Raw genomic sequence first — 14,310 nt, 5'->3', positions numbered from 1 at the left:
AGCTACAACACCTTGCGTCGTTGCCTACGGCTACGCCAGAATCCGCCGGCTTGTGCGCCTTTGGGCCGGTCGGTAACTTGATCCGTGTCACTGATCGTCAGTGATCGGGTTTAGTCGCCCGCTGGAATTGAAGTTGCACGAGCGTCCGTCAAGCAGGCATTTCCTACCCTGCATTTGATGGTGGCTGTGCACAGGGCACCTTCGGGTGCGCCGGCTTCTTCAATTCCCCGGTCCGACTAACCTGCGTACAGCTGCCACCCCCTTCGTTTAGTCGGCGAAGTGTTGTCAGCATCACCCTCAAGGAATTGAAGATCATGTTCAAGATCACCCCGAATCCACCCGACGCCGACCCGATCTCCCCATACGAAAGCCCCGACTCAAACAAACTCAACGAAGCCGCCGAACGCGCGCTCAACCATCACTTCCCGCCAGCCGAACCAAAACCACCAAAACGCAACGGCCAGCTCTTCAGCGTCTGCCCCGACATCAACACCGAAGCCCTCCTCGCCAACGCCTCGGAAGATCTGCTGTCCATCAGCGCCATCGCCGCCGACCTCGCCGACGATGTGGACGGCTCACGCCGCTCCGTAGCCCTGGCGCTCAGCCGCATGGCCGACGGGGTACATTTGTTGGTGGAACGAGCGCTGGATCATTTGGATAAGCCGGAAATGGCGGCGATTCTCGCCAGTCAACAAAGCCGCGCCAGCTGATCCGCCACCCACAAAAAAATGGGCACCCAACCCAGTTGGCGTGCCCATTTTTTATCCCGCTCACCCGCTAGGCGGGCAGTCGGTGCGTATTACGGATTAACGCTGTCTTTCAACGATTTGCCTGGCTTGAACGCAACGGTGTTGCTGGCCTTGATTTTGACGGGCTCACCGGTTTGCGGGTTTTTGCCGGTGCGGGCTCCGCGGTGGCGTTGCAGGAAGGTGCCGAAGCCCACCAGCGTAACGCTGTCCTTGCGGTGCAGAGCGCCGGTGATTTCTTCGAGAACGGCGTTGAGAACGCGGTTGGCCTGCTCTTTGGTGAGATCTGCTTTTTCAGCAATTGCTGCGGCGAGTTCTGGTTTACGCATATTAGTGAAGCCCCTTTGACGGTTTTTTGTTGTTATGTCCGTGCTGTTCTCGTTGGAACAGCGCCCAAAGCGCCGCAGGTGCTCTACTCTGCGGCAGACGGGAGTGAGAATGGCACGCACGGAAGAGCCGCGCCAGTCTCGGCGCGACGTTTGTAGGGACAAAAGAGGGGTGATTCCGACAGAACGACCGGTATTTACGCCAGCAGCGCCGGAAGTTCTTTGTTCAGGGCCAGTTTTTCCATCACCGCTGCGCCTGTCAGGGCATAACCGAGTAGTTTTCCGCTGGCATCACGGCATAAAACCTTAAGGTCGGCGCCCTGCCCTTCGACCGTCCAGACGCCTTCGCTGCCCCGTGGCGGCGGCGAAACCACCAACGGGCAGACCGGGGTTTTCACGGTGATCGGCATCGGGCCGTAGCTCACGGCGGTCGGGTTTCCGGCGAGGGTCTGGGCCAGCGCTCTCGCACAGCTCATGAGGGGCATGACGTACAAAAGATTCAGCCCATCGACCTCGGCGCAATCGCCCAAGGCATAGATGTTGGCGTGAGAGGTTTTCAGCTGACGGTCAACGACCACGCCGCGATTGACCTGCACACCGGCCGCAGCCGCCAGGTCGATGCGCGGACGCAGGCCGATGGCGGAAACCACCACATCACAAGCAATGACCTGGCCGTCGGACAAATGCGCTTCCAGCCCGTCAGCCACTCGTTGCAGGCCGTTTAGCACCGGCCCGAGGTGGAAACGTGCGCCCAGGCTTTCCAGCCCGGCCTGGACCGCAGCCGCCGCCGCCGGGTGCAGCAGCGTCGGCATCACCTGCTCGCACGGTGCAACCAGTTGCACCTCGTAACCGCCGAGCATCAGGTCGTTGGCAAACTCGCAGCCGATCAGGCCGGCACCGAGCAGCAACACCCGACGCTTGCCGGCCGCCGCTGCGCGAAAGCGGGCGTAGTCTTCCAGATCGTTGATCGGGAACACGGCGTCCGACGCGTCACCTTCGATGGGTACGCGCACGGTTTCTGCGCCCCACGCCAGGATCAGGTCACGGTAAATTACCGACTCTTCGCCGATCCATAGCCGCTTGTGGCCCGGGTCGATGCCGCTGATGCGCGTGTGGGTGCGCACTTCGGCCTTCAATTGCTCGGCCATGGCGCCCGGCTCGGCCATGCTCAGGCCGTCGGCATCCTTGTTCTTGCCAAAACCGGTGGAAAGCATCGGCTTGGAGTAGGAACGCCCGTCATCGGCGGTAATCAGCAGCAGCGGGGTTTCGCCATCGAGTTTGCGAAACTCCCGGGCCAGGTTGTAGCCAGCCAGCCCGGTGCCGACGATCACGACAGGTGCGTTCATTCCTTACTCCTCTAAATGTCTTAGTTGATTTCGATCATTTCGAAATCCATCTTGCCGACGCCGCAGTCGGGGCACAGCCAATCTTCCGGTACGTCTTGCCACAGGGTGCCCGGCGCAATGCCGTCATCCGGCCAGCCGTCGGCTTCGTTATAGATCAGGCCGCAGACCACACATTGCCACTTTTTCATTCAGGTACATCCTCAGGGTTCAGGCTTATTGCCGGCGCGAACGGTCGATGGTTGGAGCGCTGCCGTCCGGCTCAGGGCGTTTTGTACTGATCGGGCCCGGCAGATGCAAGCCTGTTCGGCGTGACGGCGGGCCGGATCAATCAAAATCGCCGACTGACATGGTAAGCTCGCCGCCTCATTTGCTGCCAATAATGACTCACTGTGCCGCACTCAAAACCCCCATTCTGGCTCTCCCAAAACCAGCTCGCTCCCCTCCCCGACGCCTCTACTCTCGACTGGCTGTTCGATGAAGGTTCGCTGACCCGACGGCTGACCCGTTTGTCGAATGACGGTTTCAGCGTCACGCCGTTGTTCGAAGGCTGGCAAGCGCTGCGCGCCGACGAATGCGCTGCGCTGGATCTGGCTGACGGCAGCGAAGGCTGGGTGCGCGAGGTGTACCTGCGCGGCCACGGTGAAGCCTGGGTGTTTGCCCGCAGCGTGGCGGCGCGTAGCGCGTTGCAGGGCGACGGGTTGCACATGGACGAATTGGGCAGCCGCTCCCTGGGCGAATTGCTGTTCTGCGATCAGGCGTTTCAGCGCCGGGCCATCGAGGTTTGCCACTATCCTCAGGAGTGGCTGCCGGCCGAGGCCCGGGCACCTGAGCTGTGGGGCCGCCGCTCGCGTTTCGACCGCGGCGCCTTGAGCGTGCTGGTGGCCGAGATTTTCCTGCCGACCTTGTGGCTCGCCGCCCGCGCCCATCCGGAGAATTGCTGATGTACCAGAGCCTGCTCAAGTCCCTGAACCGCTTGAACCCACGGGCCTGGGATTTCATTCAGCTGACCCGCATGGACAAGCCGATCGGCATTTATCTGCTGCTGTGGCCGACGCTGTGGGCGCTGTGGATCGCGGGGAAAGGCTCGCCGTCATTGGCCAACATCGTGATTTTCGTCCTCGGCGTGGTGCTGACCCGCGCTGGCGGCTGCGTGATCAACGACTGGGCGGACCGCAAGGTCGACGGCCATGTGAAACGCACCGAACAGCGACCACTGGTGAGCGGCAAGATCAGCTCCAGAGAAGCCCTGGTGTTTTTCGCGCTGCTGATGGGCGTGAGTTTCCTGCTGGTGCTGTGCACCAACGCGGCGACAGTCTGGCTATCGTTCGGCGGCCTGGCGCTCGCCTTCAGCTACCCGTTCATGAAGCGCTACACCTATTACCCGCAAGTGGTGCTGGGCGCGGCGTTCGCCTGGGGGATGCCGATGGCGTTCACGGCCGAAACCGGTGAGCTGCCAGCGGCGGCGTGGTTGCTGTGGATCGCCAACCTGCTGTGGACGGTGGGTTACGACACGTATTACGCCATGACTGATCGTGACGACGACCTGAAGATCGGCGTGAAATCCACGGCGATTCTGTTTGGCGAGGCAGATCGGGTGATCATCCTGATTCTGCAGGGGCTGGCGCTGGGTTGCCTGCTGCTGGCCGGGTCGAAATTCGAGCTCGGCGGCTGGTTCCACCTCGGATTGCTGGCGGCGGCGGGCTGTTTTGCGTGGGAGTTCTGGTACACCCGCGGCAAGGACCGGATGCGTTGCTTCAAGGCGTTTCTGCACAACCACTGGGCCGGGTTGGCGATTTTCGTCGGGATCGTGCTGGATTACGCGCTGCGTTGATTGCCACACTTTTATGTAGCAGCTGGCGCAGCCTGCGTCCGGCTGCGCAGCAGTCGTAAAGTCTGCTCACGCGGTGTATCAGATGAACCGTGGACTCAGGATTTACGACTGCTGCGCAGCCGGACGCAGGCTTCGCCAGCTGCAGGTTTACATTTTCGGCCCGGAATTGGTGATGACGTGCCAGACGTCCTTCATTTTGTCACCGGCCTTGTCTCCCGGTTTCGCGTCCTTCACGAAGTAGTACAGCGGTTTGCCCTTGTAGGCCCACTGCATCGTGCCATCGTCACGCTTGACGATTGTCCAGTCACCTTCGGCCTTGGCGCCCGCTTCCGCCTTGAACGGCGGCCAGTTATCCGCGCACTGGCCGGTGCACACAGACTTGCCACCCGTGTCTTTGTCGAAGGTGTACAGGGTCATGCCCTTGTGGTCCGCCATCACACCTTCTTTCATCATCACAGGCTCAGCCGCGAAGGCCATTGATGGCAACGCCAGGGCTGCGGTCAGCATCAGAGCCTTGAAGGATTGCGAGTATTGCTTCATGGAAACCTTCCTTTTGTGGTTGTCAGGATTCGGACTTAGAGCTTAGTTCAGGATCATGACAATCGCCGGGCGACTAAAATACTGTCACACGACTGCAATAATTCCGTTATCTAATGCGGCGCAAGACAGTTAAATGACAAGAGGATTAAAGGCATGGTTGGCAGGAGCATTCTGATCGTCGACGACGAAGCGCCCATTCGCGAAATGATCGCCGTTGCGTTGGAAATGGCCGGCTATGACTGCATGGAGGCTGAGAACTCGCAGCAGGCCCACGCCATCATCGTCGACCGCAAGCCGGACCTGATCCTGCTCGACTGGATGCTGCCCGGCACGTCCGGCATCGAGCTGGCCCGACGCCTCAAGCGCGATGAGCTGACCGGGGACATCCCGATCATCATGCTCACCGCCAAGGGCGAAGAGGACAACAAGATCCAGGGCCTGGAAGTCGGCGCCGATGACTACATCACCAAACCTTTTTCCCCACGTGAGCTGGTCGCGCGCCTGAAGGCCGTGCTGCGCCGTGCCGGCCCTACCGATGGCGAGACGCCGATCGAAGTCGGCGGCCTGCTGCTGGACCCGATCAGCCACCGCGTGACCATCGACGGCAAACCCGCCGAGATGGGCCCGACCGAATACCGTTTGCTGCAATTCTTCATGACCCACCAGGAACGTGCCTACACCCGCGGCCAGTTGCTGGATCAGGTCTGGGGCGGCAACGTTTATGTCGAAGAGCGCACCGTCGACGTGCACATCCGCCGCCTGCGCAAAGCCCTCGGCGATGCTTACGAAAATCTGGTACAAACCGTGCGCGGCACTGGCTACCGGTTCTCCACCAAGGCCTGACCCGGACCTTTCCCGCCCGACAAGCTGACAAGGACGCGCGTTCAAGTGAACCAAAACTGGCATGGCACCCTGATCCGCCACATGCTTTTGCTGGTCACCGCCTGCCTGGTGATCGGCCTGATCACCGGCTATTACGGCTGGAGCCTCGCCGCGGGCCTGGGCCTTTACCTGGCCTGGACCCTCAAGCAACTGCTGCGTCTGCACGAGTGGCTGCGCCTGCAAAAACCCGATGAAGCACCGCCCGATGGCTACGGCCTGTGGGGCGAAGTGTTCGACAGCATCTACCACCTGCAACGCCGCGATCAACGTGTGCGCGGGCGCCTGCAAGCAGTGATCGACCGGGTCCAGGAATCGACTGCCGCGCTGAAAGACGCGGTGATCATGCTCGACAGCGACGGCAATCTCGAATGGTGGAACCGCGCCGCCGAAACCCTGCTGGGCCTCAAGACGCCTCAGGACAGCGGCCAACCGGTGACCAACCTCGTGCGCCATCCGCGTTTCAAGGAGTACTTCGAGCAAGACAGCTACGCCGAGCCGCTGGAAATCCCGTCACCGATCAACGACCGCCTGCGCATTCAGCTGTACATCACCCGCTATGGCAACAACGAACACTTGATGCTGGTGCGCGATGTGACGCGCATCCATCAGCTGGAGCAGATGCGCAAAGATTTCATCGCCAACGTCTCCCATGAACTGCGCACGCCGCTGACAGTGATCTGCGGCTACCTGGAAACCCTGCTCGATAACGTCGAGGAAGTGAACCCGCGCTGGACCCGTGCCTTGCAGCAGATGCAGCAACAGGGCGGACGCATGCAGACCCTGCTCAACGACTTGCTGCTGCTGGCCAAACTGGAGGCCACCGATTACCCGTCGGACAACCAGCCGGTGGCCATCGACGGCTTGCTGCAATCGATCAAGAGCGACGCGCAGCAACTGTCCGGTCAGCGCAATCAGACCATCACGCTGGACGCCGATCCGACGATTTTGCTCAAGGGCAGCGAAGCCGAGTTGCGCAGTGCGTTTTCCAACCTGGTGTTCAACGCGGTGAAATACACCCCGGCCGAAGGCAATATCCGCATTCGCTGGTGGGGCGATGAGCAAGGCGCACACCTGAGCGTGCAGGATTCCGGGATCGGTATCGACAGCAAACACCTGCCGCGCCTCACCGAACGTTTCTACCGTGTCGATTCCAGCCGCAACTCCAACACCGGCGGCACCGGCCTTGGACTGGCCATCGTCAAACACGTGCTGCTGCGCCACCGCGCTCGGATGGAAATCAGTAGTGTGCCGGGCCACGGCAGCACGTTTACCTGCCATTTTGCGCCGGCTCAGGTCACCAGATCCCGCGTCATCAGCGCCGCCGACTGATACCGGCCGGCACGCGCCACTAGGCAATCGCCCGGTCAGCCGCTACATTGGCTGACTTGTGCCTGCCCTTCAGGCGCACTTTTTTCTTTCCTTTCGAATACACGGAACCCGCAAAACTCCATCATGGACCCATCCCCTGGCTTCACCCTCGCGACACTCTTCGCCGATTTCGGCATGATTCTTTTTGCTCTGATCCTGGTTTTGCTCAACGGATTTTTCGTTGCGGCGGAATTCGCCATGGTCAAATTGCGCTCGACCCGGGTCGAGGCCATCGCTGAAAAAAACGGCTGGCGCGGACACATCCTGCGCACCGTTCACAGTCAGCTCGATGCCTACCTCTCGGCCTGCCAGTTGGGTATCACGCTCGCCTCCCTTGGCCTTGGCTGGGTCGGCGAGCCGGCGTTCGCGCACATCCTCGAGCCGGTACTGAGCGCCGTTGGCGTAGAGTCCGCCGAAGTGGTCAAAGGCGTGTCGTTCTTCACGGCGTTCTTCATCATTTCGTATCTGCACATCGTGGTCGGCGAGCTGGCTCCGAAATCCTGGGCCATCCGTAAACCCGAGTTGCTATCGCTCTGGACTGCCGTGCCGTTGTACCTGTTCTACTGGGCCATGTACCCGGCCATCTACCTGCTCAACGCCAGCGCCAACACGATCCTGCGGATCGCCGGCCAAGGTGAGCCCGGCCCCCATCACGAGCACCATTACAGTCGTGAAGAACTGAAACTGATCCTGCACTCCAGCCGTGGCCAGGACCCGAGCGACCAAGGCATGCGCGTTTTGGCATCGGCCGTGGAAATGGGCGAGCTGGAAGTGGTCGACTGGGCCAACTCCCGGGAAGACCTGGTGACGCTGGAGTTCAACGCGCCGCTCAAGGAAATCCTGGCGATGTTCCGTCGCCACAAGTTCAGCCGTTATCCGGTGTACGACAGCGATCGTCAGGAGTTCGTCGGCCTGCTGCACATCAAGGATCTGCTGCTGGAACTGGCGGCCCTGGACCACATCCCCGAGTCGTTCAACCTCGCCGAACTGACCCGTCCGCTGGAGCGCGTATCGCGGCACATGCCGTTGTCGCAGTTGCTGGAGCAGTTCCGCAAGGGCGGTTCGCACTTCGCCCTGGTCGAAGAAGCCGATGGCAACATCATCGGCTACCTGACCATGGAAGACGTGCTGGAAGTGCTGGTGGGCGACATTCAGGACGAACACCGCAAGGCCGAGCGCGGCATCCTCGCGTACCAGCCGGGCAAGCTGCTGGTACGGGGCGATACACCGCTGTTCAAGGTTGAACGACTTCTGGGTATCGACCTGGACCACGTCGAAGCCGAAACCCTCGCCGGGCTGATTTATGAAACCCTGAAACGGGTGCCGGAAGAGGAAGAAGTGCTGGAAGTTGAAGGTCTGCGGATCATCATCAAGAAGATGAAAGGGCCGAAGATCATTTTGGCCAAGGTGTTGATGCTCGATTGATGCAATGCGGGTGACTGCATTGATCCCAAAAGATCGCAGCCTTCGGCAGCTCCTACAGGTGTATTGCAATCCCATGTAGGAGCTGCCGAAGGCTGCGATCTTTTGCTTTTTGGCCTCACTGCTTGCCCAACGCAAAGTTGGGCAACGCCCCCACCGGTTGATTGAACTGGTACGGAATCGACACCAGCCCCAACCCGGTATTGCGCTGCACCACGAAATGCAGGTGCGGCCCGCTGCTGTTGCCGGTATTGCCCGACAGTGCCAACGCACTGCCCACCGCCACTCTCTGCCCCTCCCGTACGCTCACCGAACCTCGCTTGAGGTGCAGGTACACGCCCATGGTCCCGTCATCGTGCAGCACCCGCACGAAATTGCCCGAAGGATCAGTGCCGCGCCCGGTCTGCTTGTTCTCGGTTTTGACCACGACACCGCCCCGCGCCGCGATGATCGGCGTACCTTCCGGCATGGCGATGTCCATGGCGTAGCGACTCTTGGGGCCGAAGTGGCTGTATTGGCCATTGGCGCCCTGACTCAGCCGAAACGGCCCGCCACGCCAGGGCAACGGGTATCGATAGGCCATGGCGGCCCCTGAGGGGTCGCCCAAGGAGTATTCAAACTTTGGGGTGTACGCGAGCGACCTTCCGGCTTGCGTCGCCGTGAGCAGCGCCAGACGAATGCTGCTGCGTGCCGGCATGACCCGACGAATCGGTCGACTCGGCGCACCGCTGACGTTTTGCAACCCGGCGAAACTCAATTCGATCTCTACCGGCGCATACAGGTCGTTGCGCACGAACACGCTGTCCATGCCCTTCTGCTTCTTGATATCGAGGTACACCTGCCGCTCAAGGTGCTCGTCCATGCGATCGCGAAAAACGAACACCTGGGAACCCTTCGTGGGGCGGTCGCTGTAGGAGACCACGCCATTGGCGTCGGTGGACTTGAAGATCGTCATGGCCACAGCCGAGGTGGCGGCCATGAGCAGACCACAGAAAAACAGCAAGCGCGCGAGCATGGGCGAAAGGGTTCTGTCGAGTAAGGCCTGGGGAGGAGCCTAGCTGCTGCAATGGACCCGGGTAGTCGGCAGATGTTTCAAAATGGGCGGCTCACCGGATGTGCGGTGACTTAGATGACCCCATCGCGAGCAGGCTCGCTCCCACAGGGTTCACACCGTACCTGTGGGAGCGAGCCTGCTCGCGATGACTTAGGGTCAGACGACGCCGGACTTAAGCGCCAGGTATGAAATGCTTCTGCGCCGTACCACGTGCTATCAAACGGGAGATGTAATCCAGTTTCTGCGCATCCTGATCGACAAAGCGGAACGTCAGCTGCAGCCATTCGCTGTCGGGCTTCTGCTCGTGCGCGACGATGGCGTGCAGGTAGCCATTCAGTCGGGCGACTTCAGCGTTGTCCCCCTGCTCCAGGTCGAGTACGGCGCTGTCGAGTACTTGCGGCAGGCTGTCGGTGCGTTTCACCACCAGCAGCGCTTCCTTGAGGCTCAAGGCCTTGATCACGCACTGCTGAATGCCGTTCGGCAGGCGCAGTTGGCCCTGGCCACGACCACCCGAAGGCGCGGCAGAGGCAGCAGGTGCCTTGACCGGCGGGCTGTTGAGCAGGCCACGGGATGGTGCAGCAGCCGGGGCAGGTGCAGGAGCGGCAGGTTTAGCGAAGGGGTTGGCCGGGGCGGCGACTGGCGCTGCTGCTGGCGCGACCACGGGAGCCTTGCCGCCCGTCAATGCACTCAGGGAATCGTTGCCGAAGGCCGAGTTCATTTTGGTCGGGGCGCTGTTCATCAAGGTGTCGAGCTTGCCGACCTTGTTCAGCGCCTGCTTGACCTTGGTCAGCAGTTGCTCGTTGGTGAACGGCTTGCTGACGTAGCCGGAAACCCCGGCCTGGATCGCCTGAACGACGTTCTCTTTGTCGCCACGACTGGTCACCATCACAAATGGCATGGTCTTGAGGTTGTCCTGCTCGCGACACCAGGTCAGCAGTTCCAGACCGGACATTTCCGGCATTTCCCAGTCGCACAGGACCAGGTCGAACGCTTCCCGCGCCAACAAGGACTGAGCCTTTTTGCCGTTGACCGCGTCTTCGATCCGGATCCCCGGGAAGTAGTTGCGCAGGCACTTCTTCACCAGGTCACGAATGAACGACGCATCGTCCACGACCAACACACTGACCTTACTCATCCATCACCCCTTTAAAAAATCCCGGCAAGCATACCGCCTTACTGATGGCACATTGCCAAAAACCTTCAGTCACGCCGGGACTTTTCGTTCGCGGGTGCTGCTTTCAAATTCATAAACCGCAAACAAAAACGCCCGGCCAAAAGGCCGGGCGCTTTTCTCAGGCAATATTACTTATCGTCAACTTTGCCCGGAACATTAGCGGTTTCGGCACTTGTGCCTTCAACTTCTTCCTTCATGCGCTTGAGCCCAAGGTGACGCACGTCGGTGCCGCGCACCAGGTAAATCACCAACTCCGAGATATTGCGTGCGTGATCGCCGATACGCTCCAGCGAACGCAGCACCCAGATAATGCTCAAGACCCTTGAGATAGAGCGTGGGTCTTCCATCATGTAGGTGGCGAGTTCACGCAGGGCGGTCTTGTATTCGCGGTCGATGATCTTGTCGTACTGCGCCACCGACAACGCCAGGTCGGCATCGAAGCGGGCAAACGCGTCCAGCGCGTCGCGAACCATGTTGCGCACCTGGTCGCCGATGTGGCGCACCTCGACGTAACCGCGCGGCGCTTCGCCTTCTTCGCACAACTGGATGGCGCGGCGAGCGATCTTGGTCGACTCGTCACCGATGCGCTCCAGGTCGATCACCGACTTGGAGATGCTGATGATCAGGCGCAAGTCGGACGCCGCCGGCTGACGACGGGCCAGAATGCGCAGGCATTCTTCATCGATGTTGCGTTCCATCTGGTTGATCTGGTCGTCGATTTCGCGAACCTGCTGGGCCAGGCCGGAGTCGGCCTCGATCAGCGCAGTTACCGCGTCATTGACCTGCTTCTCTACCAGCCCGCCCATGGCCAGGAGGTGGCTGCGAACTTCCTCCAGCTCAGCGTTGAACTGCGCGGAGATGTGATGGGTAAGGCCTTCTTTACTAATCATGTTGGCGTCCTTGGAGCGTCCGGTAAGGTGCGGTGGACCGCAGCGTCAGTTCAGTGAGCAACAACAGCTTCCTAGCCGTAGCGACCAGTGATGTAGTCTTCGGTCTGCTTCTTCGCCGGATTGGTGAACAGGGTATCGGTGTCGCCGAATTCCACCAGTTTGCCCATGTACATGAACGCCGTGTAGTCGGACACCCGAGCGGCCTGTTGCATGTTGTGGGTCACGATGACGATGGTGAACTTCGATTTCAGTTCGTAGATCAGCTCTTCGACTTTCAGCGTCGAGATCGGGTCGAGTGCCGAGCACGGTTCGTCGAGCAGCAATACTTCCGGCTCCACGGCGATGGTGCGAGCAATCACCAGACGTTGTTGCTGACCACCGGACAGACCCAGTGCCGACTCGTGCAGACGGTCTTTGACTTCGTCCCACAGTGCCGCGCCTTTCAACGCCCACTCGACCGCTTCGTCGAGGATGCGCTTCTTGTTGATGCCCTGGATGCGCAAGCCGTAAACCACGTTTTCGTAGATGGTTTTCGGGAACGGGTTCGGCTTCTGGAACACCATGCCGACGCGACGACGCAGCTCGGCCACGTCTTCGCCCTTGCGGTAGATGTTGTTGCCGTAGAGGTTGATCGCACCTTCCACGCGGCAGCCATCGACCAGGTCGTTCATGCGGTTGAAGGTGCGCAGCAGCGTGGACTTGCCGCAGCCGGACGGGCCGATGAAAGCCGTCACGCGCTGTTTCGGGATGTTCAGGCTGACGTCGTACAGCGCTTGCTTGTCGCCGTAGAACAGGCTCAGGCCCGGCACTTCGATGGCCACGGTCTCCTGCGCAAGGTTAAGGCTCTGTTTGTCGCGACCCAGTGCCGACATGTTGATGCCGTGGGTGTGTGCTTCGTGCTGCATGGGAGGCTCCCTGTGCTAACAAATTCGGTTCGGTTTTTGTGGGAGCCAGCCTGCTGGCGATTCAGGCAACGCGGTGCATCTGTGAAACCGCGGTGATGCCATCGCGAGCAGGCTCGCTCCCACATAGAAATCAGTGCTGCTGCAAATCAGCTATCCAGCGCTTTGTATTTTTCGCGCAGGTGGTTACGGATATAAACGGCCGACAGGTTCAACGTTGCAATCACCAGCACCAGCAGCAGCGCCGTGGCGTACACCAGCGGCCGCGCGGCTTCGACGTTCGGGCTCTGGAAACCGACGTCATAAATGTGGAAGCCCAGGTGCATGATCTTCTGGTCCAGGTGAAGGTACGGGTAGTTGCCATCCAGCGGCAGCGACGGCGCCAGTTTCACCACACCCACCAACATCAGCGGCGCCACTTCACCGGCGGCGCGCGCCACGGCGAGGATCATGCCGGTCATCATCGCCGGGCTGGCCATCGGCAGCACGATCTTCCACAAGGTTTCAGCCTTGGTCGCGCCGAGGGCCAACGAGCCTTCACGCACGGTGCGAGGAATCCGCGCCAGGCCCTCTTCAGTGGCCACGATCACCACCGGCACCGCCAGCAGCGCCAGGGTCAGCGAGGCCCAGAGCAGACCCGGCGTACCGAAGGTCGGCGCCGGCAGTGCTTCAGGGAAGAACAACCGGTCAACCGAACCGCCGAGTACATAGACGAAGAAGCCCAGACCGAACACGCCGTAAACGATGGCAGGAACGCCCGCCAGGTTGTTCACGGCGATGCGGATGATCCGCGTCAATGCGTTCTGCTTGGCATATTCGCGCAAGTAAACCGCCGCCAGCACACCGAACGGCGTCACGATCATCGCCATGATCAGGGTCATCATCACGGTGCCGAAAATCGCCGGGAAGATCCCGCCTTCGGTATTCGCTTCACGCGGGTCGTCGCTCAGGAATTCCCACATCTTGCTGAAGTAGAAACCGATCTTGGTGAAGGTGCCCATGGCGTTCGGCTGATAGGCGTGAACCACTTTGCCGATGCCGATTTCGACCTCTTTGCCGTTGGCGTCGCGGGCAGTCAGGCTGTCGCGATTGAACTGGGCGTGCAGGTCGTTCAGACGCGCTTCGATGTCCTGATAGCGTGCGTTCAGTTCGGCGCGCTCGGACTCCATGTCCGCTTGTGCAGTGGCGTCGAGTTGGCCGGCCAGTTCCAATTTGCGACCGTGCAGACGAATGCGTTCCAGACCGGCGTTGATCGCACCGATGTCGACCTTTTCCAGGGTCTTGAGCTGTCCCGCGAGCTGGTTGACGCGAGCGACACGGGCCTGCAACTCAGGCCACGCGGCTTCACCTTCAGCGATGACCTTGCCGTCCTGCTTGACGTTGACCAGGTAGCCATAGAAGTTGCCCCACTCGCGACGTTCGATCGCCATCAGCTCAGGCGGGGTCTTCTGGTTGGTCAGCCACTCGCCGACGATCCAGGTGAAGTCGTTACCGTTCAGGTCACGGTTGCCGACCTTGATCAGCTCGCGGGTCATGAACTCCGGGCCTTGATCCGGCACCGGCAGGCCAGCGCTTTTCAGGCGCGCACGCGGCACTTCTTCTTTCTGTACCACTTCGCCGATGACGAGGTGGTTGGCCTGGCCCGGCACGTCGTAGCTGGCGTGAATCAAGTCCGCCGGCCAGAAGTGGCCCAGACCGCGCACGGCAATCACCGCGAGCAGGCCAATGGTCATGATGACGGCGATGGACACCGCGCCACCGCTGATCCAGACGCCGGGGGCGCCGCTCTTGAACCATCCATTCAGGGAGTTCTGTTTCACAGACTTCTA

Annotated in this window: 15 protein-coding genes; 6 read left to right on the top strand and 9 right to left on the bottom strand. The window is 60.7% G+C overall.

The genetic code is table 11. The annotated features are described in order from the left end of the window. The first annotated feature begins 314 nt into the window (after positions 1 to 314). Positions 315 to 710, top strand: a complete 396-nt coding sequence (locus ACYZUD_RS24435) for a DUF6124 family protein (protein ID WP_462020525.1) — start codon at positions 315 to 317, stop codon at positions 708 to 710. A gap of 89 nt (positions 711 to 799) precedes the next feature. Here ACYZUD_RS24435 and ACYZUD_RS24430 read toward each other — a convergent pair whose 3' ends face one another. The 3 genes from ACYZUD_RS24430 to ACYZUD_RS24420 all read right to left on the bottom strand — a co-directional run bounded on the left by ACYZUD_RS24430 (position 800) and on the right by ACYZUD_RS24420 (position 2,606). After that, entirely contained in the window at positions 800 to 1,075 is a 276-nt protein-coding gene (locus ACYZUD_RS24430; RefSeq protein WP_003213368.1) for an HU family DNA-binding protein, read from the bottom strand. Positions 1,076 to 1,269: 194 nt separating this feature from the next. Then, complete coding sequence (locus tag ACYZUD_RS24425) at positions 1,270 to 2,418, bottom strand: NAD(P)/FAD-dependent oxidoreductase (protein ID WP_462020524.1); 1,149 nt, start codon at positions 2,416 to 2,418, stop codon at positions 1,270 to 1,272. Between the two features lie 20 nt (positions 2,419 to 2,438). Next, positions 2,439 to 2,606, bottom strand: coding sequence for a rubredoxin (locus ACYZUD_RS24420; RefSeq protein ID WP_007954349.1), 168 nt, complete (start codon positions 2,604 to 2,606; stop codon positions 2,439 to 2,441). A gap of 201 nt (positions 2,607 to 2,807) precedes the next feature. Between ACYZUD_RS24420 and ACYZUD_RS24415 the strand changes: the two genes are divergently transcribed. Further along, the gene (locus tag ACYZUD_RS24415; RefSeq protein WP_462020523.1) at positions 2,808 to 3,359 is read left to right on the top strand and encodes a chorismate--pyruvate lyase family protein; all 552 of its coding nucleotides are present in this window, start codon (positions 2,808 to 2,810) and stop codon (positions 3,357 to 3,359) included. Beyond that, on the top strand, positions 3,359 to 4,249 hold the full coding sequence (gene ubiA / locus ACYZUD_RS24410; protein ID WP_462020522.1) for a 4-hydroxybenzoate octaprenyltransferase: 891 nt from the start codon (positions 3,359 to 3,361) through the stop codon (positions 4,247 to 4,249). Before ACYZUD_RS24415 ends, ubiA begins: the two co-directional genes overlap by 1 nt. A 147-nt stretch (positions 4,250 to 4,396) precedes the next feature. Here the strand turns inward: ubiA and ACYZUD_RS24405 are convergent, their stop codons facing one another. Next, entirely contained in the window at positions 4,397 to 4,789 is a 393-nt protein-coding gene (locus ACYZUD_RS24405) for a COG4315 family predicted lipoprotein (protein WP_462020521.1), read from the bottom strand. Between the two features lie 153 nt (positions 4,790 to 4,942). Between ACYZUD_RS24405 and phoB the strand changes: the two genes are divergently transcribed. The 3 genes from phoB to ACYZUD_RS24390 all read left to right on the top strand — a co-directional run bounded on the left by phoB (position 4,943) and on the right by ACYZUD_RS24390 (position 8,464). Beyond that, positions 4,943 to 5,632: a phosphate regulon transcriptional regulator PhoB gene (gene phoB / locus ACYZUD_RS24400; RefSeq protein ID WP_046045002.1), complete on the top strand. Its 690-nt coding sequence runs from the start codon at positions 4,943 to 4,945 to the stop codon at positions 5,630 to 5,632. An 81-nt stretch (positions 5,633 to 5,713) separates the two neighbouring features. Continuing rightward, the gene (gene phoR / locus ACYZUD_RS24395; protein WP_462025106.1) at positions 5,714 to 7,000 is read left to right on the top strand and encodes a phosphate regulon sensor histidine kinase PhoR; all 1,287 of its coding nucleotides are present in this window, start codon (positions 5,714 to 5,716) and stop codon (positions 6,998 to 7,000) included. 123 nt (positions 7,001 to 7,123) lie between these two features. Continuing rightward, positions 7,124 to 8,464 (top strand): hemolysin family protein, encoded by a 1,341-nt coding sequence (locus tag ACYZUD_RS24390; RefSeq protein ID WP_462020520.1) that lies wholly within the window; start codon positions 7,124 to 7,126, stop codon positions 8,462 to 8,464. Between the two features lie 115 nt (positions 8,465 to 8,579). On the opposite strand, the gene ACYZUD_RS24385 is transcribed toward ACYZUD_RS24390, so the two are convergent. The 5 genes from ACYZUD_RS24385 to pstA all read right to left on the bottom strand — a co-directional run bounded on the left by ACYZUD_RS24385 (position 8,580) and on the right by pstA (position 14,301). Then, a complete protein-coding gene (locus tag ACYZUD_RS24385; RefSeq protein ID WP_462020519.1) occupies positions 8,580 to 9,476 on the bottom strand; it encodes a peptidoglycan DD-metalloendopeptidase family protein in 897 nt (298 codons plus the stop codon). Positions 9,477 to 9,687: 211 nt separating this feature from the next. Next, positions 9,688 to 10,650, bottom strand: coding sequence for a response regulator (locus ACYZUD_RS24380; RefSeq protein ID WP_462020518.1), 963 nt, complete (start codon positions 10,648 to 10,650; stop codon positions 9,688 to 9,690). 167 nt (positions 10,651 to 10,817) lie between these two features. Further along, positions 10,818 to 11,579, bottom strand: a complete 762-nt coding sequence (gene phoU / locus ACYZUD_RS24375) for a phosphate signaling complex protein PhoU (protein ID WP_462020517.1) — start codon at positions 11,577 to 11,579, stop codon at positions 10,818 to 10,820. A gap of 71 nt (positions 11,580 to 11,650) precedes the next feature. Beyond that, a complete protein-coding gene (gene pstB / locus ACYZUD_RS24370) occupies positions 11,651 to 12,484 on the bottom strand; it encodes a phosphate ABC transporter ATP-binding protein PstB (protein ID WP_462020516.1) in 834 nt (277 codons plus the stop codon). 146 nt (positions 12,485 to 12,630) lie between these two features. Next, positions 12,631 to 14,301 carry a phosphate ABC transporter permease PstA gene (pstA, locus tag ACYZUD_RS24365; RefSeq protein ID WP_462020515.1) on the bottom strand — a complete coding sequence of 557 codons (1,671 nt, stop codon included), beginning with the start codon at positions 14,299 to 14,301 and terminating at the stop codon, positions 12,631 to 12,633. Positions 14,302 to 14,310: the final 9 nt, after the last annotated feature.

The sequence above is a fragment of the Pseudomonas sp. XS1P51 genome (assembly GCF_054897845.1).
This window is presented reverse-complemented; position numbering and strand designations above follow the sequence as displayed.